Origin of the sequence: Candidatus Berkiella cookevillensis (assembly GCF_001431315.2) — a bacterium.
Taxonomy (GTDB): domain Bacteria; phylum Pseudomonadota; class Gammaproteobacteria; order Berkiellales; family Berkiellaceae; genus Berkiella_A; species Berkiella_A cookevillensis.
This window is the reverse complement of the sequence record NZ_LKHV02000001.1, coordinates 983729-1010076: the sequence shown is the minus strand read 5'-3', so window position 1 is coordinate 1010076 and position 26348 is coordinate 983729. Positions and strand designations below refer to the sequence as shown.

Below are 26348 nucleotides of genomic sequence, written 5' to 3'. Positions count from 1 at the left end.
TAACATTTTGACACTAAATTTGACTATATTTACCTGATTTTGACAATGGCAAGGTGTTAGTTTGCTTGCACATGTCTGCAAGATTTACCATTCTTTGTGCTCGCGAAGGATAAGCATTAAAAAAGCCCATACATCTTTGATAAAAATTGCGTTTTAATATTGTACTCTCACAAGATTCATTGTTAAAACTTACAGGGCAACAACTATTAAGTTGTAAAACTATTTCTTTTATCTTAGTTGAGTCAGGCGATAAGCGAAGTGAAGTTTTATAATAATGCAGCTTTTCTAAAAGAGGCGCTATTTGATAATCACTGTAAAGCCTAGGTTGCTCAAAGCTATCTTCAAGATATAACATTCCCCAATAATGGTAGAGCATTGGAAGCTCATCAAATATCTGCAACATCTTAGATGGATTATTACAAAGGGTTGCCGCAAAGCGATCAGCCTCTAGCTCACAAAAGCGCGCATGTTTTCGAATTAAACCTAACTGTATACCCCCTATAAAAAGCAGCAATCCTGTTAAGAAAAAGAATGAGAGCGCATTGAGCAAAAATAAAGATGAAACAATCATTGTCACACTCTGTATGATAAATAAACATTGCAGACCATTTAATAGCCATTGTCTCAATTGGTCCTTATAAACAAGATGTCCTACTTCATGAGCCAATATCAGTTTTAATTGCTCATCATCTAAACCTTTGCCATGCACCGTTAATAAATCCTCATTTATGATAATGGTATAATTTGGCAACATTGCACTCTCAGCTAATAACTCTGGCAGCATCTTATTTGTTTTTTTAATAACAAGTGTAGGTGTTTGCAGACCTATTGCGTCACTCAAATTTCGTATGAATTCAAATACAAGGCGATGCTTTGCATTTTCTAAATTCAGGGGAAAATATTCTTGTAATGCTTGCTCCTGGCAATGCACTTGATACTGGCTATAGAGTAGCCATCCTGCAATGCAAGCATGTATCACAGACAACAAGATAAGAACACCCACCGCATATACCCCAAAGAGCGCTGCTATCAAGGTGGGTAACATTACTTGTATAAAAACAGCAACTACAAAGATGTATGGCTTCCATCGGTGACTAATGCTCTGCTTTTTTAGCACTTTCATCTGCCATAGCCCTCATCCAATCATAATTTGTCAGCATAATTTCTAATGTTAGTTGATTATTAGAAAAAATAGAGCGTGTATTTACAATTGAACTTTTTCTATGAATGAAAGTCTTAGTGATCAAAATAGAACTTGGAGAAAATGACATGCTTAGTGAACAAATAGCCAAATTACGCTCAGAAATCGAAGAAAAAAATCAAAATATAGCCATACAACAAGCAAAGCTACTTAAAGAAATTAAGCCACTGAGAGATGCAGAACTTGCACAGATTGCAAACGATAAAGCTAAACTTTTAACAAAAATAGCACCTTATGCTAAAAAAATGGCAAGAAAGCATAGTGTACAATTTGATGAAACAAATCTAGCACCTTTTATCACAAATGTTAGAGCACATTTAAGTTTCTTGCAGCAAAGAAAAATTAAACCCCTATTACAAACCTATGGTCAATTATTACAAACTGAATCAGGCATAGATAACAAATATTCTGACATGCTCAATAATCGCTTAGCAACTTTACAAGCCGAAGTAGATCAACTTGATGCATCCTTAACACAGCTGAATCACGTAAAAAGCTTAGTGGATAATCCTACTCAATTTTTAAATAATAATATATTGAACATGATACCTCTTTACTCTAGTACACAAATTAACGCACAAATGCTTGCAAATAACTTAAGCAAAATAAACACTCTTTTCAGTGCAATACAAGCCGAAGATTTTAACCCAGAAATAGTTTCAGCTTTAGAAAAAATGATGACGACACTTGCAGGACAAAAAGCAATGAATGATTATCTCATCGAAGGGAATAATAATGATATAGAATTGATGCAGCAAACAAAACAAACAACAGATCCACGTTATAAAATAATGCAAGATGAGAATGTACGCAAACAAAGAGAAAATGAGGCTATCAATGCTATTACAAAAAACCTCACAATGCAGCTCGAGCATCAAAAGCAACTTGCAACGACTGCACAACACAAATCAACAGCAGCTAGCAGCACAAGCAAAACATCTAATAGTCCATCGGATAAACTAGAAAAAACGACAAACAAAAAACATCATCATTCACATAAAAATAAAGCAAAAGACGAAGAAAAAACAACTGATAAGAAAAAAGGTAAAAGCAAGCATCATGCAAAACATACCCATCATCAGACACGTCACGAACATAAGAGAAAAGCAAGTCGATCTCCCTCACCTTCCATTCAATCAGAACTAAAGCAAAGCCGACCTCACGTGCATGAAGAAAATATATTACCCAATACAAATCCAGCTATCGCATCACCTGTTGCAGAAACAGGCCTATCTAAAGCAACAACAATAGCGCATCAATATCAAGCCTCACGCCAAAACAATGGTGACAGACGTGTTCAAGCCTTAATTCAATTGCACCAAGATGCCATTAATCGCGTGGCCGAAGATGCGGATAAAGGGAGGTTTAGAAAGAAATAAACTATTGTTAATTAGCCTTTGTAAAAAAACGATGTTGATATGGAATAAATTTTATTCTTTATAATGTAAAAATGAACGAAGTGAATGATTATCTTCCCTTGATATCAAGGGAAGAAGCTTAACTGGAGTGAGCAGATGGATCTTTTAATCTTTGCTTTGAAAATCCCCCACCGCAGACGGCTGCCCCCTTTGATAACAAAGTGGGCGTAGGGTGCTTCGCACCAAAGCACATCTTTATATAGGTGCTAATGTTATATAATCGAATACCAGAAATTGCTTAAGTTGACGCCTATGAGCCTTCGCTGGCATGACAAGGCAAACCACTTAACACACGCAGCGACTTGCCTTAGGTTTCACTAGAAATTCTATCCAAAAGACAGAGAACATTATCAAAGCATTGGCTTAAAAACCATAAGATAAAATAATAACAATACCCCTGAAAAACCAAAACATCCTAATATTATCCATATTTTCATATAACGATGAAAACGGTTTGGAATTACGTCTTGCACTGATAAATTTTTAGATAGAGTTCTAAACTGATACTGAAGATATAAAACAGGGATCCAACAACACCCCACAAAGACAAATAAGCCCATAACAGATGCAAACCACATACTGTGATATGAATAATTCAACACATGCATTAACAATAGCCCACTCACCAATTGCACAATCACAGCAGGCAAAGTAAATAACCAATCTGCCAATACGACAAGTTGAGCATTTTGCTTAATCGCTGCCATATCTTTTTTCAAATAGGACATCAACATAAAAAATGCAATGCCAGCACCTGTACCCATTAAAACAGTAGCGCTTAAGATATGTATTAATTTTAAAATAAAATAATATTTCAATTACATTTGCCTTTCGGAAGTAGTATGATAAATATTCCATTTCTTAGCAAAGACATCAAACTCATCTAAACTAAATAAATTTGTACACGGCCTAGCACCACTTTCTAGTTCTTGATTTAGCATTTTCTTAATAATAATTAATGCGGGGATAATGGGAATATTGAGTCCATGCGCACTCTCTGCCACTAAGTTCCATTGAATTTCATAAGGTTGATATTGAAAATCCGTTCCATACAAATGCACATACATGCCACCTTTTGGCGTTCCCATCTTCTTAAACAGAAAACTGATTTTTTCTATGCCACCCGCAAAATAAGATAAATTTTTAATAAACTTCCAGCGCACTAACCACGACATCTTCCATAACATCAAATGTAAAAAACCTATCTCTAAACCAGCATAAAATTTTGCTGAAAGCAATTTAGGATAACGTTGAGGTAATAGCTCTAAATCAGGCACATCACAACAACTTTGCCAACGCATCCCAATATTATCTCCAAAATACTGACGATGCATTTGCTGCCATCCATACACAGTTTGCCATTTTCCATTATTTAACTGTAAGAAAGGCTTTCCAACATAATCAAAGACTGAACGCAAGGTTCCCAAACCTCTTTCTACTTTATTTCCAGGAGAGATGCCAAAATCAATATTTAAAAGCGTTGAAAATTTCAATGCAAATCCATCGATAACTGTTGATGCTAAACCTGGCACTGAGCTTGCGCCACTGATAACAACGACCCTATTTTCACTGGCTTTTTCATTTAAGCTTTTAATATTAACAACGTATTCTCTTGAATCAGCAATATCCACATAATTAATTTTTGCTTCAATACAAAAATCTGCGATTAAATAATCCTGATTTTGAAAAGGGCCGGCCGTATGTACTAGAATAGTTGCTTTGCAATCAATCAGCTTTTCTTTAAAATTATTATTTTTTCTATCCAGAACAAGTGTTTCAACATCACTCTGAGGAAATTCTTTTTTTAAAGCTACTTGCAGCAATGACGCTTTTTTTTGATTTCTTCCCGCTATAATGACACGAATAGATGCATTTTGCGCTAGTTCATGACAAATACGCTTGCCAAAATTCCCATAACCACCTAGCACGACTACAACTTGTTTTTTTTCTGTCTGCGTTAACATGAAGAGGATTACCTTTCAATTTGCTGTAATGCCAGATCAATCTGCGGATACTCAAAAGAGAAATGTAAATCCATTAATTTTTGAGGAATGACTCTTTGTCCTGCCAACAATAATTCTTCTGCCATTTGACCTAAAAGTAATTTTAACAGCCATCCTGGCATTGTCATAAACGCAGGCCGTTTCAGAATATGTGCATAATTACGACTAAAATCAAGATTAGTCACTGGATTAGGTGCGGTCGCATTGACTGCACCTTGTATACATGTATTTTCAAGACAAAATAAAAGTATATTCAGATAATCCTGCATGTGAATCCAAGACATCCATTGATGCCCCGTTCCCATCTTTCCACCTAAACCTAACAAATAAGGTAATCGCATTCGTTTTAAAATACCACCTGATTTACCCAAAACAAGTCCTGTTCGGACACAACAAGTACGAATATCTTGCTCTTGCGCAGTAAGGGCTGCTAACTCCCATTCTTTACATAGATCAGCGGCAAATCCTGTACCGGCTGGTGCCTCTTCAGTCAACTTTTCATCCGCACACATCCCATAATAACCAATAGCTGAACCACTGATAAAGATTCGCGGTTTAGGATTTAAATCTTGAAATATTTTAACTAAATTTTGTGTTAAATGAACACGGCTCTCGATGATTGCTTGTTTGGTCTTAGAAAACCAAGGTGTATTAGCAATGGGATGTCCCGCTAGATTAATAATGGCATCAATAGACGAGATATGTTTTATGTCAGAAATATCTTGGATACAATTTACCTGGAATGGTAATATTGCTTTAGCGTGATGCATGTCTCTGCTTAAAACAGAAATTTCATATTTCCTTGCTAATAACAAAGCACAAAGCTGTCTACCAATAAATCCAGTTCCGCCTGTTATCAGAATATGCATATGATTTCCTTTATGCACAAAACGCTTGTTATAGTCACATCATGTGAAAAAACTATATCATTATAGTACGAAATATTTTAGCACATGCTTTACATTTCAACTGAATTTTTGGTACAGCAGTTTAAGTATCTTTTGCTTGTAATACGCGTAAAATAGCCGCTGATAATACCGGCACATCTTCTACCATTTTGCGAGTAATCCGCTCATAAACTCGAGAGACTGCCGCTTGCAATACAATGCCTATAATCATAGCTGCATAAACATCTGCATCACCCTTTGGAATCTGATGCTTGTTCATTCCAGACACAACAACCTGCACAAATAAATGATGTGCACTATTTTCATCATTGGCGAGATATTTCATTTGATAGTGCTGTGTTAAAAGAAGATAACGAAATAAAATAGGATCTTCATCAAATTTTCTGGCAAATAGCATAACCATGTCATGAATTTTATTTTCTACTTTATTTAAATTCTCAATGATAGCTCTCATTTCTACCAAAATAGCTTCATAAGAATTTACAAATAAGCTTTGAGCCAATTCTTCTTTACTTTTGTAATGACGATATAAAGTACCTTCTGCGACTTCAGCTTCAGACGCAATATCTTTGATGGTTGTCGCAGTAATGCCTTTTTGCACAAAAAGATTTAAAGCGCATCTATCTAATTTTTTTCGCGTAGCCGAACCATCTCGCATATAAAAAACCTCTGTCTAAACTAAAGCCTTAAAACTTATTAAGAAGCGTATCTAAAGTTTATTGGAAAGAATGTCGCTTACCAGAACAATCAAGATCTATTTTTCAAATAGAGGAAAATTGCACAACTTTAAGACATATCCCCAAAAGATTATTCTTTAAATGTATAATAACCCAATACACCCACAACCCCCAAGGTTGTCCCTAAAAATGCCCCCAGGATTCCACCCAAACCTATATTTGCTAACATGTAGTATGGTTGTTGACTAGCAATACTTTGAGCAGCACTAGAAAGACCACCTAAGGTAGCACCCACAAGGGTGGTAGATAAATTAATCGTGGTAAATATCGTTAATGGCTCTATAGCACTTGTGTCTGCACCAGCGCTTACTTGATCTAATTCAATTATTTCTAAAGCTCTCATACTCAAATCCTAAAACAATACTTTTATTGCAATGTTAAACCTAATCCAAGCCCTGTTGTACCTCCTACCCCTGCACAGCAAGCGGCAACCAAGGGTGTAATTACAATCTGTGCTGCACTACTCATTGCCAATTGCATAGCAAAATAACCACCTGTAGCACCACCTACAATCATACCACCCAAGGTTGCAAATAAGAGCGTTTGTACATTTATTGCACCAGCAGAAACCATTTCTAACTCTTCCTGTGTCAGTTCTTTCATAAGAAATCCTTTTACAAAGCTTGTTAGCTATTTTTTGTGAATGTTTGCTCACATTACATATTTTAGCGCTTTGCTGCTATGTGTCAATCAATAATACGCTATTTATAGTCAAGACAGATGTCACTGCAGAAAAAGATCTACAATCAAGGATCAATACAATAGAGACATTTTTGAGGCGGCTTCTAAAAAGAAGTAACAAAAAAGGGGCATTAAAAAAGCCCCTTAAAAGAAGAATAAAAAACAAGAAAGAACTATGCAGTGACTGTGTCAGGTGTTAACCACTCTGGTGAACCATAAGAAATAGGTGCTCTTTTATCTTCAAAGGTCACCAGCTCCCAAGCACTCTTATTCTCAAGTAATTTTTGAATAAATTTATTATTTAAGGTATGGCCAGACTTGAAGCCACTGAACTCACCGATAATACTATGGCCCAACAGATATAAATCACCCACAGCATCCAAAATTTTGTGTCGCACAAATTCATTCTCATAGCGCAAACCATCTTCATTGACAACTTTATAGTTGTCTAAGACGATTGCATTATCAAGGCTCGCACCAGATGCAAGATTGTTTGCTCTCAACCATTCAAAGTCAGACATAAAACCAAATGTTCTGGCTCTGCTAATTTGCTTCACATAAGACGAACTCGTGAAATCTAAAGTAATGTGCTGCCCACCCTTTCGGATCACAGGATGATCAAATTCAATAGTAAAAGAAACTTTAAAACCATCGAAGGGAGAAACGCGAATAAATTTATCGCCATCTTTGACTTCAACTGTCTTCTTAATGCGAATAAACTTTTTAGGCGCTGATTGCTCTTCTATACCAGCAGACTGAATCAAAAAGACAAAAGGCCCAGAACTGCCATCCATAATAGGTACTTCTGGTGCATTTAATTCAACAATCGCATTGTCAATTCCCAAGCCAGCAAAAGCGGATAATAAGTGCTCAACTGTGCCAATTCTGACGCCATCTTTCGCTAAAGTAGTGCAAAAGCTGGTATCTCCGACATATTCTGGTTTGGCTGGTATCTCTACAACGGGGTTACAATCAACTCTTACAAAAACAATCCCAGTATTGACAGGAGCAGGGCGTAAAGTCAGATAAACTTTATGCCCTGTATGTACACCAACCCCTGTCGCTTGAATAACATTCTTGAGAGTTCTTTGTTTCATCGTTCTGAGCCCTTAGCACCAGCCAAATTAATCGCGAAAATTTTGAGAACCGAATGATACCACGATTTAGATCAATTTCCGCTCATTTTAATCAGATTGGCGTCTTAAAAATGCTGGAATATCCAAGTAATCCAATTCATTTGCATTGCTAGTCTCTTTCACGCGCTGTGAAGAATGATGCGCTGGGTGACTGCTTTGCTTTCTAAGCACAGGCTGATGCCTAGACTCTCTCATATTTTCTCTTGATTTATCAATGGCTTCCCTTTCAGAACCTCGACGCTCTTCTCCGCCTAAGCCGGTTGCAACCAAAGTAACACGTAATTCACCCTGCATGCTTGGATCAATAACGGTTCCGACAATCACGGTAGCGTTATCAGAAGTAAAGTGTTTAACAGCATCACCTACTTCTTCAAATTCAGAAATAGATAAGTCCATACCTGCTGTTACGTTTACTAACACACCTTTAGCACCGGATAAATCAACATCATCGAGTAATGGGCTTGAAATAGCAGCGTCAGCGGCTTCTCTTGCACGGTTTTCACCGGTTGCAGTGCCAGTCCCCATCATTGCTAAGCCCATTTCGGACATAACGGTGCGCACGTCTGCAAAATCTACGTTGATCAAACCAGGGCGTGTAATCAGCTCTGCAATACCTTGTACTGCACCTAATAAAACATTATTCGCTGCACGGAAGGCATCTAATAAAGTAACGCCTTTACCCAAAACTGTTAATAATTTCTCGTTAGGAATGGTAATCAGCGAATCAACATGTGCAGATAATTGACGTATGCCTTCTTCTGCAGCTAAAACACGTTTACGTCCTTCAAAAGGAAAGGGTCTTGTAACAACGGCAACAGTTAAAGCACCTAATTCTTTTGCAATTTCAGCAACAACGGGAGCACCACCTGTACCAGTACCACCGCCCATACCAGCTGTGATGAAAACCATATCAGCGCCTGCCAATACATCACGAATACGATCAACGTCTTCAAGTGCGGCTTGACGACCCACATCGGGATTAGCGCCTGCACCCAAGCCCTTTGTTACATCAGAGCCCAGTTGTAGTACGGTTTTGGCTAAAGAACTCTTGAGAGCTTGAGCATCGGTATTAGCGCAGATAAATTCCACACCCTCTACTTCCTGCTGAACCATATGCTGAATGGCATTACCACCACCACCGCCAACACCAATGACTTTGATTACTGCGTTTTGTGGATAGTTATCCATTAGTTCAAACATCTCGCTCATCATTTCTCCTTAGGCCCTACTAATCTAATTTGTTATTACTGTGGTATTTTTTAAAAGTTGCCTTGGAACCACCGCTTCATCCGACCCCAAACATTATTCACACCATGTCGAGTTACAATGTTAACTTGACGTTCTAGCTGCTGCTGGCGACCGTACAATAATAAACCAACGCCAGTAGAATAAATCGGGTTACGCACAACATCAACCAAACCTGTTACATAGCGCGGCAATCCTAAGCGAACGGGCATTCTGAATATTTCTTCGGCCAACTCAACAACGCCTTCCATTTTGGCGCTACCACCTGTCACTACAATCCCAGATCCTAACAACTCTTCTAAACCTTGACGCCTAAGCTCAGATTGAACGAGTGCAAATAACTCTTCATATCTTGGCTCAACAACTTCAGCGAGCGTTAATTTAGATAATCGGCGAGCAGGTCGTTCAGTAACCCCTGTCACCTCAATAATTTCATCTGGCTCAGCAAGCCTAGAAAGCGCGCAAGCATACTTAATTTTGATAGCTTCAGCACTTTGTGTTGGCGTGCGTAGTGCTACAGCGATATCATTTGTTACTTGATCGCCAGCAATCGGTATAACCGCTGTATGGCGAATCGATCCATGCGTAAATACAGCAATATCAGTGGTTCCCCCTCCAATATCAACCATACACACGCCTAACTCTTTTTCATCTTCTGTTAAAACAGAATAGCTAGAAGCGAGTTGCTCTAGGATAATATCATCTACTTCCAAGCCACAACGTCGTACGCATTTGATAATATTTTGCGCAGCACTGACACTACCTGTCACCATATGTACTTTAGCTTCAAGTCGAACGCCTGACATTCCAACAGGCTCCTTGATACCGTCCTGCGTATCTATAATAAATTGCTGCGGTAATATGTGAAGTATTTTTTGATCGGCAGGAATGGGCACTGCTTTTGCAGCATCAATGACACGATCCACATCTGCTTGAGTGACCTCATGATCACGTATCGCTACAATTCCATGTGAATTTAAACTTCGAATATGTTGCCCAGCAATTCCCGTATAAACAGAATGGATCTGGCAACCCGCCATTAATTCAGCTTCTTCAATAGCACGCTGAATAGAATGTACGGTGGATTCTATATTTACAACAACCCCTTTTTTTAAACCAATGGAAGGATGCGATCCGATTCCAATGATATCAACCGTACTTTCAGGTGTAATTTCACCTACAATAGCAACTACTTTCGAGGTACCAATATCTAAGCCAACAATTAAATTCTTGTCCGGTTTTTTTGACATGGAGCTTTTCTCTCCCAGTGTATCAATTTGTGATCGAGCGATTAGAGATCACGGATAGCCTTAATTAGTATAATCTCAAAAGACAAATTTATGACAATAATTATGAATAATAATTATTTGCGTATATTTGAAACTTTTGTATTAGTAGCCCAACCAACAGCCATCCCATTTGTATATCTTAAGTCCACATAAGCTATCGGGCGCGATTCCTGACTCAAGGCTTTCTGATAAGCGTCCACAAAACGTTGTAATCTAACTAAAACATCTTGTGTGCCCAATTTTATCTGAATTCCATTGCTAAGTTGCAACTGCCATGCGCCACGATGCGCTAATTCTAATGTAACTATCCGTAAATGTAATGAGGATATTTTCTCTTCGATACTAAGATATTGTTCCCAGACGAGCATGTGTTTGCCCTCTGGACCATGTAATCTAGGTAAGTTGAGAGATTGAATATCCGTTAATGGTGGAGAAAAAAGAATAGCTTCTCGACTCATTAGAGCTTCATCATTCCAAATTGCTTTAGGATCATGCTCAGAAAGATGGACAACCAATTGACCAGGCCATACCCTCCGAACATCCGCGCGCTTAATCCACGGCAATAATAGCAATTCTTTTTGCAACTTTGAAACATTCACAGAAAAAAATCCTGCTTGGATATGAGGTGTAATAACAGACTGGAGCGTTTGATGAGATACATGCGCCATGTCGCCGATCAGTTTAACGCGTTGAATGGGAAATCGATCTGTTTGAAAAAACCAATATCCTGTATTTAGAAGTGCAAAAAAAGCGCAAATAAAAGCAAAAATAAAAAATTTCTGCTTCCAGGAGCGCTTGGTCGCGGTAGCTCTCACGTTAGAACGCGTCGTTGCCTGGTGTTTTTGAGCTAACCCACCGTTTAAAGACGGTCTTCTAAAAATATAATTATAATTGAGCAAGATTACCCACTGACATTTGGTTCTCATTTAAGGTTGCTGCCAATATTGCCATAACCAAATCATCAAAGGACATACCCTGCGCAAGCGCAGACATAGGAACAAGGCTATGTGAAGTCATGCCTGGGATCGTATTGACTTCCAAAACCCAGAAATTACCCTCTTTGTCTTGAACCAAATCAACGCGTCCCCACCCCTCGCAGCCTAATGCTTTAAAGGCACGATAAGAAATATCGGCTAATTCACTTTCTTGCTCTTTGCTAATCGGCGGTGGACATAAATACTGTGTTTTATTAGATTCATATTTAGCGTTATAGTCATAAAATCCATTAGCGGGCTTCACTTTAACCGCAGGCAGCACCTGATCTCCCAGCACGCTGACAAAGAAATCGGCGCCATCTATCCATTGCTCAATCATCACTTCGCCATAAATAGCTGCACGTGCATAGGCATTTGCAAGTTGCGCCATATCCTCTACACGCGTTACACCAATGCTAGAACCTTCATTTACCGGCTTAACAGAAACAGGCAAACCAATTTTTTTAGCCAAAATATTTGCTTGTTCCAAAGAATAAGCGACACCAAATACGGGGGTTGGCACATCTAAGCCATGCATCACAAGTTTGGCACGCGATTTATTCATTGCAAGCGCAGAAGCAGCAACACCACTGCCTGTGAAGGGTAAGCCCATCATTTGGAGTGTACCTTGTACAATCCCATCCTCACCTTCTTTGCCATGAAGCATAATAAAGGCTCTATCAAATTTACCTAATCTGAGATTAATCGCTAAATCATCATCTGGATCAATAGGATGCGCATCAACACCGCTTCTTAGTAAGGATTCTAAACAAGCATTACCACTTTCAAGTGATATCTTTCGTTCAGAAGAGCGCCCACCAAAAATAACGGCTACTTTCCCATATCTTCGCACATCCTGCTTTCTGGCAGACTGCATACCCAATGCTTGTGTAGAAGGTTTATCCATAAATTCTTTTACATTTTGTACCAAACCTTGCGCTTTGCTTATCGTTTTAGTCATGGTTAAACACTCCTTGTCTTAGCAAATAGATCTGATTTACCAATTATTCTCACTTCTTTTTCCAATTTGATTTGATATTTTAGATACACTGTCTTCTCAACTTCTATCATTAATTGTTCAATATCATCCGAACTTGCATTATTTTCGTTAATAATAAAATTTGCATGTTTTTCTGAAACAGCAGCACCGCCTATTCTAAAGCCTTTCAATCCACAGCTTTCTATGAGTTTAGCGGCAAATTCTTTCTCTGGATTACGATACACAGAGCCACAATTCAAGGTGCCAATGGGTTGAGTTTGGGCACGCTGTCTTAAAAGTACTTTGATTTTTTCCAAACCATTCATAGATAGTTTATGCGGAAATCTAAAAAACGCACCCAAAAAAGCTTCTTTATCTAAATCTTTCATTGAACTATTTTGTTTGCTCACGGAACGATAAGCAATAGCATAATCATTAGGTGTTCTTTGTAGAATATCACCTTTTTGTGTAATGATACGCACTGCTTGAACCCATTCCCATGTTTCACCCCCAAAAGCACCAGCATTCATAGCCAAAGCGCCGCCGATGGTGCCAGGAATACCTGCAAAAAACGCCCCATCCTCAAATCCATGCTTACAACAAAAACGCGCAAACTTAGCGCAAGTTACACCTGCATCGGCATAAATACTGCCATCTTCTTGTAAGGCAAGTGTCGTCAAAGAGCGTGTACAAATAACCACGCCTTCTACGCCTTGATCTCGAATCAGTACATTACTACCTAAGCCTAACCAAGAGAGGGGTGTTTCGGCAGGCAAAGCTTTAAGGTAGTGAGACAATTGAGCACCCTCTGTAGGCTGAATAAGCACTTCAGCCGCCCCCCCAATATGCCAACTTGTCATTGCAGCCAGAGGAAAGATTTTTCTCTCAAAAATAACGTGTGCGTGTAAAGATTCTTCTGCGCTTGCACCTTTAGACATTTTCTAAATGCCTTCTTTGGCTGTTTTTTGTGCCAAACTTACGGCCATTGCACCAATATTACCCGCGCCTTGCATCAAAATAACATCATTTGCACCAACGACATCATTTAATATTTCTGATAATTTCTCAGGTTGAGAAATGAAAATAGGCTCAACACTCTTTCTTTGCCTAATCGCATGAGAAAGCGCACGACCATCTGCATTCGGAATAGGTGCTTCACCTGCTGAATACACTTCCATTAAACACAGAACATCTACTTCCGATAAAACTTCTGCAAAATCATCAAATAGCTGCTTAGTACGTGTAAAGCGATGAGGCTGAAATACCATGAGCAATCTCTTCTGGGGCCATGCCAACCGTGCTGCTTGAATGGTTGAGAGAATCTCCTGTGGGTGATGCCCATAGTCATCAACAAGTATTGCAGTTTGCTTATCAAAAGCGATCTCTCCATGTAATTGAAAACGTCGACCAATCCCTGCAAAATTTTCCATACCTCTTGCAATGGCTTCTAAAGGCACGCCTTCTTCTCGTGCAACAGCAAAGGCAGCTAAAGCATTTCTTACATTGTGCTGTCCAGGTAAGTTTAAATTTAACTCGATAATTTCATTATCTTCTTTAATCTGTATTTTAAATTTTGTTTTTGTGCCTGTTTGTTTAAATTCAATGGCTCGGATATCAGCGTCAGGATGAAACCCATAAGTAATATAAGGTCTGCTCACTCGAGGTAATAAAGAGTGCACAACAGGGCAGTCAATACATAAAACCGCTAAACCATAAAAAGGCAAGTTATGTAAAAAATTAATAAAGGTACTCTTTAAATTTTCAAAATCATTTTGATAAGTTGCCAAATGATCATTATCAATATTGGTTACAATAGAAATCATTGGATTTAGATGCAAAAAAGATGCATCACTTTCATCTGCTTCTGCAATAAAATAACGGCTATCACCTAATCGAGCATTACTTCCTGCACTGTTTAATTTACCACCAATCACAAAGGTGGGATCTAAATTCGCTTCAGCAAAAATACTAGATATCAAACTGGTTGTCGTGGTCTTACCATGCGAACCCGCAATCGCAATACCATAATGAAAACGCATAAGCTCACCGAGCATCAAGGCACGAGGAACAACAGGTATTCTTAATTGATGTGCAGTCTTGATTTCAATATTCTCTGAATTTACCGCACTCGAAACGACAACCACATCCCTATTTTGCACATTTTCTTCGCGATGCCCCAATTGAATCTCTGCGCCCAATGATTTCAAGCGCTCCGTTAAAGCATTGTTCGCAATATCAGAACCAGAAACAGAATAACCCTGCGTCAACAACACTTCTGCAATACCCGCCATGCCAACGCCACCAACACCAACAAAGTGAATATTTTTAATTCTTCTCATGCCAGGGGTTTTCAAACCAGGATTCATTCATGACTCCGTTTTTAAATATAGATAGTAGTAAAAATAGAAATACGTTTAATTATAAGGCAACGGTCAAACACTCATTTGCCACTTTAACCGTCGCCATTGGCTTCGCTAGATTTTTGGCAATCTCTGCCATTTGGTTACGTCTATTAGGATCACTCAAGGTCAGTAACGCCTCTAGGAGCGTCTGTGGCGTTAACTTATTTTCAGGTATCAATAGTGCTCCACCTTGATCACTTAAATATTTAGCATTAAATTTTTGATGATCATCAACAGCATAAGGATAAGGCACAAAGATACAAGCTTTACCTAACTGTGCAACCTCCGCAACCGTCAATGCACCCGCACGACAAATGACAATGTCCGCCCATAAATAAGCACTTACCATATCTTCTACAAAAGTGGTAAGTTTTGCTTTTATACCTTGTTGCTCATATAAAGCCATTGTTGAGTCTAAATGCTTATCTCCCGTTTGATGCTGAATTTCATACTCAGCGGGATTATCCAATAAGCATAGCGTGGCGGGCAGCATCTGGTTGAGTTTTTGAGCGCCCAATGAACCACCTAATACTAAAATATGAATTTTAAGGCTTTTTGCAGGTTCTTCTGATTTTTGCACCATATGCTGAATAGAAGATTGAACAGAGATTTGAGTGAAATCCTTTCTTAAGGGATTACCCGTCACAACAGCCTTATGGTTCGCATGCTCTAAAGTATCGGGATAAGCCAATAATACTTTTTTAGCAAAACGCGATAAGATTTTATTTGTCCAACCCGCAATTGCATTTTGCTCATGGATCACAAGTGGAAATCGAAGCATCCAAGCCGCCAAGCCTGCAGGCCCAGACACATAGCCTCCCATGGTCAATACCATATTAGGCTTTACTCGGATTAAAATACGCGCTGCTTCAAAACAAGCAATAGCAATTTTAATAGGCCCTAACAATTTCTGTAATATGCCCTTCCCTCTTAAACCTGAGATATGAAGATAAGAAATAGGAATATTTTTTTTGTTAACAACTTTATATTCAATGCCTTGCTTTGTACCTAACCAATGTACGGCAATCCCTTGTTCAATGAAATATTCAGCAACGGCTAAAGCAGGCATGACATGCCCCCCTGTACCGCCAGCAACGATTAAAATTGTCTTTTGCTTTGTAACCATAAGAAACTTAGATCATAAAGGTTGATTATGCTTGCACTCTTTTTCCATTCATATTGGCTAAAAAGCTATAGCCCTTGTGCGTAACTCGATTCTCAAAGTCAGTTCTAAACAAAAAGCCCATGGCAACGCACATAACAAATAAACTATTACCGCCATAACTAATAAAGGGTAAGGTTAAGCCTTTTGTTGGCAACATACCTGTATTTACCCCTACATTAATCAATGTTTGTAAACCAACCCATAAACTAATGCCATAACAAATAAAGGCAGCAAACCTATCTTCCCTTTTTTCGGCTTGCAAACCCACTATCATACCACGATACACAAGGAGCACATATAAAGATAAAGTACCTACAGCCCCCACTAAACCAAGTTCCTCAGCTAAAACAGCAAAGACAAAGTCTGTATGCGCTTCAGGAAGATAAAACAGCTTTTGAATACTGCCACCTAAACCAATGCCAAACCACTCACCCCGACCAAAGGCAATCAACGCCTGAGTAAGTTGGTAACCAGAATCAAATTGATTTGACCAGGGATCTAAGAAAGAAGTTAATCGCTCAATTCTGTAAGGCGCAGCGACTGCAATCAACCCCAACATGGTACCCACAATAAGCATCAAAATGAAAAACTGCCAAAGCGGTACCCCCGCCAAAAACAACAGAGAAAAGACCGTTGCCAAAATAACGACTGAAGTTCCAAAGTCAGGCTCTAAAATTAAAAGTCCACAGATAAAGCCAATTAGAATGAGTGGTCGAATAAAGGTTGAGACTTTATGTCGTAAATCTGCTTGATAACGCACAATATAGCTTGAGAAGTAAACAATGATGCCAAGTTTTACAAACTCAGAAAATTGAATAGAAACAAAACCTAGATTAATCCAACGTATACTGCCATTTACTTCTTTACCTACACCGGGAATAAGAACGACGATTAAAGATAAAATACATGCAATTAAAATAGGGACAGCAAATCGAAACCAAATTTTGATGGGTATGGAATAGACAATGAATGCGCCTATAATACCAAAGAGCGCATACACTGCTTGATGGAATGAATAATAAAAAGGTTTACCTAAGCTTTTCTCTGCAATCCCGATGGATGCTGAAGTTACCATGGTAAGCCCTAATAATAATAAAGATGCCACAGCAACCAATAACCAATAGTCAACCTTAGCTTTTTGAATTATTTTTGAATTTTTCATGACTATCCCTAGGCGATTACAATGTAAGCTTAGACACGGCTTCTATAAAGCACTTACCTCGATGCTCAAAATTTTGGTATTGATCAAGGCTAGCGCAGGCAGGTGATAATAAAACAATATCTCTTTCTTGCGCATGCTGTCTTGCTAAGTCTACCGCATCTTGCATGCCCATTGCTTGTGAAACAGTAGTGTGAGCCTTGAAAAGATTATATAGCTGGTCTGAGTTTTCACCCATAGTGATCACAGCACGACAATACGCTTTCACTGGCGCAATAAGCTCACCAAAGGCTTGCCCTTTACCTTGTCCGCCTAATAATAAAATGATTTTGCTATCTGAATGACTTTCTGGTGGGGATTTCAAAACGCTTCCTAATCCTAATAAGGCAGCAAGGCTTGCACCTACATTCGTGCCTTTCGAATCATTAATCCATCGGATGTTTTGCTTAACAGCCACAGTTTGGCAACGATGCTCAAGTCCAGAAAAAGACCGTAATGTTCGTACCATTGCATCTAAAGATAAATCAGCGGCAAAGCCTAAGGCCAATGCAGCCAGTGCATTGACTTGATTATGCTCGCCCATTAATTGCATTTCTTTTACATTTAAAAGGCGATCTGTCTTAAAGCACAGATATCGCTCCCCCGCCTCTTCTAGAAGACTAAAGTCCACTTGCTTATTACTATCTTTGCTAAATTCTAAGAAGGTCGGTGCTTTGTGCTTGCATAACGGCGGATATGAGAGGGAATCATCGCTATTGATAACGGCACATTCTGTATTTTCATAAATTTTGTGTTTAGAGGCAGCATAAGTAGCGAGCGTTCCATAACGATCTAAATGATCGGGCGAAATATTCAAAACCGTTGCTGCTTTTGTTTTTAAATAAGGTGTTATATCTAATTGAAAACTGGATAGCTCCATAACAGCCAAATCATAATCATGCTGAGGATTATCCAAAATCGATAATACAGGCACACCAATATTGCCAATGACAGCAGGCTTTTTCCCAGATGCCTTGGCCATTTCACCAACCAAGGTTGTTACCGTGCTTTTACCATTTGAACCTGTAATTGCAATGATTGGCAGATCACAGTGATTTGCAAATAAACTAATATCACTCGAAATCTGTTTGGCGTTTTGTATCAATGGCTTTAAAAAAGGATGGTCTTGTGCTATCCCAGGACTTAAAACTACATCATATTGTTTCAGTGTGGCAATTTCAGGCAACACACCACAATAAAGCGAAACTTCAGGATAATTTTCTTGGCACGCAGCCTTAAAAGGTGGCAATTCGCGCGTATCAACAACGCATACAGCATTGTTTTTACTTCGTAAGAATTTAACACAAGAATAACCGGTTTGCCCCAAACCTATTACGATATAGCTTTTGTTATGTTGATTCATATAGACATTCTTACTTAGCGAATTTTCAAAGAAGACAATCCAATCAAAACCAAGATAACCGTCATAATCCAAAATCGAACAATCACCTTAGGCTCTGGCCAACCTTTTAGTTCAAAGTGGTGGTGAATAGGTGCCATCCTAAATATTCTTTGTCCCGTTAATCGAAATGACAGCACTTGGAGAATGACCGATACAGTCTCCATGACGAAAACACCACCCATGATAAAAAGCACTATCTCTTGACGAACAATCACTGCCAATAATCCTAAGGCACCGCCTAAAGCCAAAGCCCCCACATCCCCCATAAATACTTGAGCAGGATAGGCATTGAACCATAAAAATCCAAGACCAGCTCCGACCAAAGCACCAGAGAAAATACAAAGTTCACTGCTACCAGGGACATGCAATATTGAGAGATATTTTGAAAACTCTACATGGCCTGCCACATAAGCAAACACACCTAATGCAGCCCCAACCAGCACAACAGGCAAAATAGCTAAACCATCTAAGCCATCTGTTAAGTTAACGGCATTACTGGATCCAACAATGACGAAATAGGCAAGGACAATATAAAATAATCCCAAAGGAATAATGGCTTGTTTGAAAAATGGCACTACTAAAGAAGTGTCTTGCAAAGAATGCTGCGTGAAATACAAATATAAAATAATACTGATGCCGATCAACGATTGGAAAAATAATTTCCACCGGCCTGCCAAACCCTTAGTGTTTTTCTTGATAATTTTTCGGTAATCATCTACCCAACCAATAGTCCCATATCCGATCGTAACGAAGAGCATCAACCAGATATAGTCATTGGATAAATCTGCCCACAATAAACAGCTAAGCACAATGGTACCCAAAACCATGATACCCCCCATGGTCGGTGTGCCTTGTTTACTAAAATGTGATTGAGGCCCATCTGTTCTGACTTGCTGTCCTAATTGCTTGCTTTTCAACCACTCAATCACAATAGGCCCAAGCCATAATGAAAGTGCTAAAGAAGTAAGCGTAGCGAGTATAGTTCGCAGCGTCACATAATGAAAAATAGATAAGCTATGATAATATTCAGATAAAAGATTACTTAAAAAAACGAACATAAATTGACCCTTAACTTACTAAAGCCGCTAACACTTCTTCCATTTTTGTGCTACGTGAACCTTTAATTAAAACGGTTGTCTTCGAGTCTAATAAAGGAGTCAAATCATTAACCAGCGCTTTTTTATCCTCAAATTCTTTAGCCCCCTCACCAAATTTCAATGCCGCAAAATGGCTCAATTTGCCAATGGCATATAATTGATCAATACCACATGCTTTGGCATATTGACCAATTTCAGCGTGAAAATCCTGACTACTGTCACCCAGCTCTCCCATATCCCCCATCACCAAAATTTTATTTCCTTGCGCACAAGACAACACATCAATGGCAGCTCGAAAGGAAGCAGGATTTGCATTATAACTATCATCAATGAGACAAGTACCCTGTTGGGTTCGCAGTCGCTTCAAACGCCCTTTTACACCCATAAAAGATTCTAAGCCCATTGCAATAATGTCTTTATCAATGTTTAAGCTCACAGCCACACTCGCTGCCGCCAACGCATTCATAACATTGTGCATACCAGGCACTTGTAGTTTTACCACAACCGTCTCATCTAAAAGCTTAAGTGTAAATTGTGTACTTTCAAAATCTGACACAATATCTACGGCTGTAATATCTGCGTTACGCAAACCAAAAGTAAGAACACGTTGGTTACTTAAATGAGATCGCCATAAATCCACATATTTCTCATCTGCATTGATAACGGCAACCCCATCTGCGCGCAAGTACTTATAAATGTCGCCTTTTTCAACAGCAACATTTTCCACTGTTTTCAAACCCGCAAGATGCGCAGGGTTAATATTAGTGATAAGCGAGTGTGTGGGCGACAATAATTTTGATAAGTATTCAATATCACCTAAATGATTTGTGCCTATTTCTAATACTGCAAATTGATGATCTTTATTCAGCTTCAGCAAAGTAAAAGGCAAACCAAAATGATTGTTAAAGCTACTTTGGGGAACCAATGTTGGCCCTTCTAATTCAAGAATAGTGCCTAACATTGATTTTACGGTTGTTTTACCACAAGAACCCGTAATACCTATCATAGGGATTTTAAATTGATTGCGCCAAAAATGCGCAAACTGCCCAAGTGCAATGGTTGTATCTTCTACTCTGATAACGGGAACTTTGACATCCTGTGCTTTAGATGTATTTTTGTTCACAATCAATGCATTTGCACCGCGTTGAATTGCAGCATCAATAAAATCATGCCCATCATGCGCCTCGCCTTTGAGCGCAATAAAAATAGTTCCAGATTTTAAGGTTCTAGTATCCGAGGAAATCTCAGTGTAATGAATATTGTTGCCAGTCAGTGTGCCATGCATCGCTTGAGCAAGATCTTCTAGTTTCATTGCAACCCCTAAGTAAAATTCTATCCGCCTTGAGCAAATATTTCTTCAACACATTCCACATCATTAAATGGCAATCTTTCTTTTCCGAGATCTTGATAACTTTCATGTCCTTTTCCAGCTATCACAATCGTATCGACAGACAATGCGTGTGAAATAGCGTATGAGATCGCTGCTTTACGATCTTCTTCTATTAAAATTTTCTTGTGCTCATTAACAGGAATACCTGCCATAATATCGGTGATGATTTGACGTGGTGACTCCATACGTGGGTTATCATTGGTCACAATAATTTTATCAGCCAATTTAGACGCAATTTCTCCCATTAAATGCCGCTTCTCTTTATCTCGGCCTCCCCCACATCCAAATACACACCATAAACGTCGTTTGCAATGTTGGCGGGCAGCAGTCAATGCTTTTTCCAAAGCATCAGGCGTATGCGCATAATCCACTATCACTTCTGGTAAATCACCCCGACCTAAGCGCTGCATTCTACCTGGCGCGCCCTGCGCACCAGAAAGCGCATTTAACACTTCTTTTAAGGGATAGCCTTGCGCACAAATTTCTGTCAACACAGCTAATAAATTACTTAGATTGAAATCTCCCATTAAAGGAGAACGCAACTCGCCTTCTCCCCACGGTGTTACAACTTCTGCAACAATACCATTATTATGAAAAGAATAATGTTTGGCATATATAAATGAAGTGGAAACAGGGTAGCTTCTTCTCAGCAGTTTAGGTTGATTCAAAGAATATATAAAAATAGGTAGTTTTGGATTAATTTTTGCTAAAACCTTATCAAAATAAGGTGAATCTAAATTAATGATGGCACGTTTTAACTCGGGTCTTTCAAATAACTTTTGTTTGGCTTTTAAGTAGGTATTCATATCTTTATGATAATCTAAGTGATCTTGGGTTAGATTTGTAAAAATACCTGAGTCAATCTTTAAGCCATTTAATCGATTCTGATCTAAGCCATGGGAAGATACTTCCATCGCAATTACTTTTGCACCTTCTTCTAATAAAGCAGCGTAATTTTGATGTAAAGTAACCGCATCTGGTGTGGTGAGGTTTTGAGTCTGTAATACTTTGTCGGCCATGCCATAGCCCAGCGTACCCATCAAAGCACTTTTACAATTTAATTTTTGCAAAGTTTGTGTGATTAAAAAACAGCAGGTTGTTTTACCATTTGTACCTGTTACACCGACTGTTGTGGACGCTTGATCTTCAGTTTGATAAAAAGAATGTGCCAATAATCCAACTTTATCGAGTAAGCGATCAATCGGAATGATGGGTATAGATGTCTCAACAGCGGAAAGAAACTGTTTTAAGCCTTGTGCTTCCGCTAAAATCACAGATGCTTTATTTTGTATTGCATCGTTAATAAAGGCTCGACCATCTTGCGCATGTCCCTTAATCGCTAAAAAAGCAAAAGCAGGCTTTATCGCGCTGCTATTTAAGGTAAGACCTTTTATGTCGTAATCGTCGCAATCAAGGCTGTTTACCCTCTCCCCGATGCTTTCAAGCAGTAATTTTAATTGCATATTATTTTTTCACTAAAATATATTCTTTTGAATTATAATTTTCCTGCGGTACATTTAAGATACGCATTGTGCTAAAAGCAATTTTTGAAAAAACAGGGGCTGCAACATCACCACCATAGTATTTTCCATTAGATGGATCATCAACCACCACAACAATAGCAACTTTAGGGTTATTCGCGGGAACAAAGCCTGCAAAGACAGATACGTGCTGGCTATCTGAATATCCTTGTTGGCTAACTTTCCTGACTGTGCCTGTTTTACCCGCAACCACATAGCCCGGGATACTTGCTCTCGTACCCGTGCCCCCTTTTTGCGTGGATAATTGTAACATCTTATTGATTGCTTCCGCGACACTCGGACTAATAACTTGTTCAGATTGGATATCACGACTGTGCTTTAGAAAGCTAATTGGATACTTTTTGCCATGATTAGCCAAGATCGCATAACTTTGAGCAATTTGTAGTGGCGTTACTGTCAAACCATAGCCAAATGCCATTGTGGCTAAACTTAAAGGGCGATTAAGCACTTTTTCATTCAAATATCCTCCCATTTCTCCTGGAAACAAGCTGTCTGTTTTTTGCCCAAAGCCCATTTTTCTAAAGGCTTCTAATAAACTTTCTGGGGGTAAAGACAATACTAATTTGGTAATACCGACGTTGCTGGATTTTTGCATGATGGTATTCAAATCAATTACACCATAGTTACGAACATCTCTAACAACTTTACCACTGATTTTCATCCAACCAGGCCCTGTATCAACATGCGTTTCAGGGTTAAATTTTCCAGATTCTAATATGTTCGCCATACTTACTACCTTAGCAACAGAACCTGGCTCAAGTGTATCTGTTACTGCACGGTTTCGAAAACGACTATCAACAACGTCAATTTTGGTATTAGGATTAAAAGAAGGCTGATTGGCCATGGCGAGAATTTCGCCAGAATTTACATCTAATACAATGGCGGTACCCGCTTTTGCTTGATGAAAATGCACTGCTTCCTTAAGTGCTTTATAGGTAGCATATTGTATTCTGCTGTCTAAGCTTAGAGTAATATTTTCACCATTTTCAGGTAATTTTTCATACTCTAGGCTTCCAACTTTTTGCCCCATGCGATCACTTAAAACTTTATATCGCCCGGGTTTTCCTGATAATTTCTCATTAAAAAGTTGTTCTAAGCCTTGAATACCTTTGTGATCGACACTGGTCATACCCAGCACATGTGCAAATACTTCACCTGTTGGATAAAATCGTTTATATTCTGTTTGAAGAAATACACCTTTAAGTTTTAAACGGCTTATTTTATTCCCCAAGTTAGGGGGTAAATGCCGTTTCACATAAAGAAAACGCTTATCTTTTTTACTTTTAATCTTTGTTTTAATCAAACCAACATTGCGATTTAAAAGTATCGCCAAATCTGTCCATTCTTTTTGAGATAGATCCACTGCTGTTGGATCAACCCAAATAGATTTAACAGGTGTGCTAATCGCCAGCGGCTGGCCATGTCTATCTAAAATCATTCCTCTAAAAGGAATAACGGGGACAGTATGAACCGCTCGCTTATATCCTTGATTTTGCAAGAAAGCTCTATCGTTTATTTGCAAATCCCATAATCTATATACAACTGCACTCAAAGCACCCATTGCACATAAAATGATAATCAACATCCTAAAACGAAAGAGTTGATTGTTCATTTTGCCAACACCACCACTTCTTGCGGTTGCGGTAGCACCATGTTCAATCGTTGCCGGGCGGCACGATCAACACGTGCATCTGACGCCCATGTCCCTTGCTCTACAAGCAGTTGACTCCATTCAACATGTGCATCTTCTGATGCTCTTTGCAAATTTTGCAATTCTGAAAAATATTGACGCGTTTTATGTTTAATAAAAATGACACTGACGGCAGAAGCGAAAACAAAAGCAACCAACACCACAATGAGCACGGATTGCATTCGCCCTCCCAATCCCTGACCAATACTTGCCATAGCAATTATTCCTTAGCATTTATCCTTTTCGAATGGCCCTTAAAACAGCACTTCTCGCTCTTGGGTTAATTTCACATTCATTTGAAGAAGGCATTGCTCTTTTTAAATGCCAATCAAATGGACGTTGAATCGCTTTTTCCATAATGGGTAGTTTTTTCGGTAAATTAGGTGTCACCAATTTTCTAAAACTTCTTTTTACCATTCTGTCTTCTAATGAATGAAAACTCATTACTGCCAAAATACCTTCTTTTTTCAATAAATTTGGCGCATCACTTAAGAGCTGATTTAAGGCATCGAGTTCTTTATTCACGTGAATACGAATTGCTTGAAATGAAAGCGTCGCAGGATGTATTTTCTTTTTGTGGTATCGTACTTTAACTTGAGAAATCAAATCGCTGAGGTGCTTTGTCGTCTCAATGGGTTGAATAGCTCTAGCCGCAATAATTTTTTCAGCAATACGATGTGCATCTACTTCTTCACCATATTGTTTTAAAACAGTTGATATTTCTTTAGAGCTTGCACTCTCTAACCACTGTGCAGCAGTTACTTGTTGTGATTGGTCCATACGCATGTCTAATTTTGCTTCATATCTAAAGCTAAAACCGCGACTTGGATCATCGAGCTGAGCAGAGCTAACCCCTAAATCAACTAAAATACCATCTATTTTCCCAGCATTATTACCCAAAAGCTTAGGAATATCGCTAAAACAAGCATGATAAATTTGAAAACGAGCATCGTGCGCATATTTTTGACGTGCATAAGCAATTGCATCAAGATCTTTATCTATGGCAATCAACTTTCCGTTAGGTCCCAGTTTATCTAGAATGGCTTGTGTATGCCCGCCTCTACCAAAGGTTGCATCAATATACCAACCATTTGGCTTAACTTTTAAGCACTCAATGATTTCATTTAACATAACTGGATTGTGTATAAACTTACTCATAGTGATATAGACATTAGACTGGGTGGTAAATCATCCCCATCCTTTGTCTCCTCCTTCAACCAAATTTCACGTTGTTTATCCCATTCAGCCTTGTTCCATAATTCAAGCTTCTTGCCTTGTCCTAAGAGGACAACTTGTTTTTCAAGGCCTGCAAATTCCCGTAAAGGAGGCGGAATGAGTAAGCGACTATGGCTATCTACATTCACTTCAGTTGCGTGGCCTAACAATAATCGTTGCACCTTTCTAGCATGCGCATTAAAACTAGGTAAAGCTTCAATTTGTTTTTCAATGATTTCCCATTGCGCCATTGGGTAGATAAGTAAGCAGCGCTCTTGTGTATCGATAGTTATGATGCAAGAGCCATGCGTTGAATCACTTACCTCATCATTTTCTATAACACTATCTGCTGATTTATTCTGTGTGGAATCTGTTACATTTGCTTGAGTTTTGGAGCTAAAAACAAGCAGATCACGATGTCGGGCCGGTATCGCTAAGCGACCTTTATTGTCCAGTGATAGTTCACTAACACCCCTAAACATACTATGCACCAAACCTTCCCTATCCCACTTTGATCCACCATGATCCACCTACTCACACTATAGGAAGGGATTCTAGAGGTTGTCAAGGATAGTTTCCACACTTACTTTAAGCTTTTTCTGATAAGACAGTGACTTATCACCATACTGTTAGTTAACTGCGCACACAAATATACTGCAATGCACTATTTTGAACGA

Annotated in this window: 25 protein-coding genes; 1 reads left to right on the top strand and 24 read right to left on the bottom strand. The window is 38.8% G+C overall.

Annotation, left to right across the window (positions count from 1 at the left end; translation table 11 throughout):
• Window positions 1-13: 13 nt before the first annotated feature.
• A complete protein-coding gene (locus tag CC99x_RS04450; RefSeq protein ID WP_057624689.1) occupies window positions 14-1123 on the bottom strand; it encodes a M48 family metalloprotease in 1110 nt (369 codons plus the stop codon).
• Window positions 1124-1269: 146 nt separating this feature from the next.
• On the opposite strand from CC99x_RS04450, the gene CC99x_RS04445 reads away from it, so the two are divergent.
• Window positions 1270-2580 (top strand): hypothetical protein, encoded by a 1311-nt coding sequence (locus CC99x_RS04445; protein WP_057624688.1) that lies wholly within the window; start codon window positions 1270-1272, stop codon window positions 2578-2580.
• Between the two features lie 389 nt (window positions 2581-2969).
• On the opposite strand, the gene CC99x_RS04440 is transcribed toward CC99x_RS04445, so the two are convergent.
• From CC99x_RS04440 to mraZ, 23 genes are all read right to left on the bottom strand, one after another.
• Window positions 2970-3437: a DUF2269 family protein gene (locus CC99x_RS04440; RefSeq protein WP_077065427.1), complete on the bottom strand. Its 468-nt coding sequence runs from the start codon at window positions 3435-3437 to the stop codon at window positions 2970-2972.
• Entirely contained in the window at window positions 3438-4583 is a 1146-nt protein-coding gene (locus CC99x_RS04435) for a saccharopine dehydrogenase family protein (RefSeq protein WP_057624687.1), read from the bottom strand.
• Window positions 4584-4591: 8 nt separating this feature from the next.
• Complete coding sequence (locus CC99x_RS04430) at window positions 4592-5491, bottom strand: TIGR01777 family oxidoreductase (RefSeq protein WP_057624686.1); 900 nt, start codon at window positions 5489-5491, stop codon at window positions 4592-4594.
• Between the two features lie 121 nt (window positions 5492-5612).
• Window positions 5613-6188, bottom strand: coding sequence for a TetR/AcrR family transcriptional regulator (locus CC99x_RS04425; RefSeq protein ID WP_057624685.1), 576 nt, complete (start codon window positions 6186-6188; stop codon window positions 5613-5615).
• A 149-nt stretch (window positions 6189-6337) separates the two neighbouring features.
• A complete protein-coding gene (locus tag CC99x_RS04420) occupies window positions 6338-6610 on the bottom strand; it encodes a hypothetical protein (RefSeq protein WP_057624684.1) in 273 nt (90 codons plus the stop codon).
• A gap of 23 nt (window positions 6611-6633) precedes the next feature.
• A complete protein-coding gene (locus CC99x_RS04415; RefSeq protein WP_057624683.1) occupies window positions 6634-6870 on the bottom strand; it encodes a class IIb bacteriocin, lactobin A/cerein 7B family in 237 nt (78 codons plus the stop codon).
• Between the two features lie 251 nt (window positions 6871-7121).
• On the bottom strand, window positions 7122-8045 hold the full coding sequence (gene lpxC / locus CC99x_RS04410) for a UDP-3-O-acyl-N-acetylglucosamine deacetylase (RefSeq protein ID WP_057624682.1): 924 nt from the start codon (window positions 8043-8045) through the stop codon (window positions 7122-7124).
• Between the two features lie 87 nt (window positions 8046-8132).
• Window positions 8133-9284 carry a cell division protein FtsZ gene (gene ftsZ, locus CC99x_RS04405; RefSeq protein WP_057624731.1) on the bottom strand — a complete coding sequence of 384 codons (1152 nt, stop codon included), beginning with the start codon at window positions 9282-9284 and terminating at the stop codon, window positions 8133-8135.
• Window positions 9285-9343: 59 nt separating this feature from the next.
• Window positions 9344-10579, bottom strand: coding sequence for a cell division protein FtsA (ftsA, locus tag CC99x_RS04400; RefSeq protein ID WP_057624681.1), 1236 nt, complete (start codon window positions 10577-10579; stop codon window positions 9344-9346).
• 113 nt (window positions 10580-10692) lie between these two features.
• Window positions 10693-11433: a cell division protein FtsQ/DivIB gene (locus CC99x_RS04395; protein WP_158003213.1), complete on the bottom strand. Its 741-nt coding sequence runs from the start codon at window positions 11431-11433 to the stop codon at window positions 10693-10695.
• Window positions 11434-11503: 70 nt separating this feature from the next.
• Entirely contained in the window at window positions 11504-12469 is a 966-nt protein-coding gene (locus CC99x_RS04390; protein WP_057624730.1) for a D-alanine--D-alanine ligase, read from the bottom strand.
• Window positions 12470-12555: 86 nt separating this feature from the next.
• Entirely contained in the window at window positions 12556-13509 is a 954-nt protein-coding gene (gene murB / locus CC99x_RS04385) for a UDP-N-acetylmuramate dehydrogenase (RefSeq protein WP_083477350.1), read from the bottom strand.
• Window positions 13510-13512: 3 nt separating this feature from the next.
• Entirely contained in the window at window positions 13513-14937 is a 1425-nt protein-coding gene (gene murC / locus CC99x_RS04380; RefSeq protein WP_057624679.1) for a UDP-N-acetylmuramate--L-alanine ligase, read from the bottom strand.
• A 52-nt stretch (window positions 14938-14989) separates the two neighbouring features.
• Complete coding sequence (gene murG / locus CC99x_RS04375) at window positions 14990-16099, bottom strand: undecaprenyldiphospho-muramoylpentapeptide beta-N-acetylglucosaminyltransferase (RefSeq protein ID WP_057624678.1); 1110 nt, start codon at window positions 16097-16099, stop codon at window positions 14990-14992.
• A 25-nt stretch (window positions 16100-16124) separates the two neighbouring features.
• The gene (gene ftsW / locus CC99x_RS04370) at window positions 16125-17300 is read right to left on the bottom strand and encodes a putative lipid II flippase FtsW (protein WP_057624677.1); all 1176 of its coding nucleotides are present in this window, start codon (window positions 17298-17300) and stop codon (window positions 16125-16127) included.
• Between the two features lie 16 nt (window positions 17301-17316).
• A complete protein-coding gene (gene murD / locus CC99x_RS04365; protein WP_077065433.1) occupies window positions 17317-18699 on the bottom strand; it encodes a UDP-N-acetylmuramoyl-L-alanine--D-glutamate ligase in 1383 nt (460 codons plus the stop codon).
• Between the two features lie 14 nt (window positions 18700-18713).
• Window positions 18714-19796 (bottom strand): phospho-N-acetylmuramoyl-pentapeptide-transferase, encoded by a 1083-nt coding sequence (mraY, locus tag CC99x_RS04360; RefSeq protein ID WP_057624675.1) that lies wholly within the window; start codon window positions 19794-19796, stop codon window positions 18714-18716.
• Between the two features lie 10 nt (window positions 19797-19806).
• Window positions 19807-21147: a UDP-N-acetylmuramoyl-tripeptide--D-alanyl-D-alanine ligase gene (locus tag CC99x_RS04355; protein ID WP_057624674.1), complete on the bottom strand. Its 1341-nt coding sequence runs from the start codon at window positions 21145-21147 to the stop codon at window positions 19807-19809.
• A 20-nt stretch (window positions 21148-21167) separates the two neighbouring features.
• Window positions 21168-22688 (bottom strand): UDP-N-acetylmuramoyl-L-alanyl-D-glutamate--2,6-diaminopimelate ligase, encoded by a 1521-nt coding sequence (locus tag CC99x_RS04350; protein WP_057624673.1) that lies wholly within the window; start codon window positions 22686-22688, stop codon window positions 21168-21170.
• A gap of 1 nt (window position 22689) precedes the next feature.
• The gene (locus CC99x_RS04345; RefSeq protein ID WP_057624672.1) at window positions 22690-24378 is read right to left on the bottom strand and encodes a peptidoglycan D,D-transpeptidase FtsI family protein; all 1689 of its coding nucleotides are present in this window, start codon (window positions 24376-24378) and stop codon (window positions 22690-22692) included.
• The gene (gene ftsL / locus CC99x_RS04340; RefSeq protein WP_083477349.1) at window positions 24375-24671 is read right to left on the bottom strand and encodes a cell division protein FtsL; all 297 of its coding nucleotides are present in this window, start codon (window positions 24669-24671) and stop codon (window positions 24375-24377) included. Before ftsL ends, CC99x_RS04345 begins: the two co-directional genes overlap by 4 nt.
• A gap of 19 nt (window positions 24672-24690) precedes the next feature.
• On the bottom strand, window positions 24691-25614 hold the full coding sequence (gene rsmH / locus CC99x_RS04335) for a 16S rRNA (cytosine(1402)-N(4))-methyltransferase RsmH (RefSeq protein WP_057624671.1): 924 nt from the start codon (window positions 25612-25614) through the stop codon (window positions 24691-24693).
• Window positions 25611-26153 carry a division/cell wall cluster transcriptional repressor MraZ gene (gene mraZ, locus CC99x_RS04330; protein ID WP_057624670.1) on the bottom strand — a complete coding sequence of 181 codons (543 nt, stop codon included), beginning with the start codon at window positions 26151-26153 and terminating at the stop codon, window positions 25611-25613. Before mraZ ends, rsmH begins: the two co-directional genes overlap by 4 nt.
• Window positions 26154-26348: the final 195 nt, after the last annotated feature.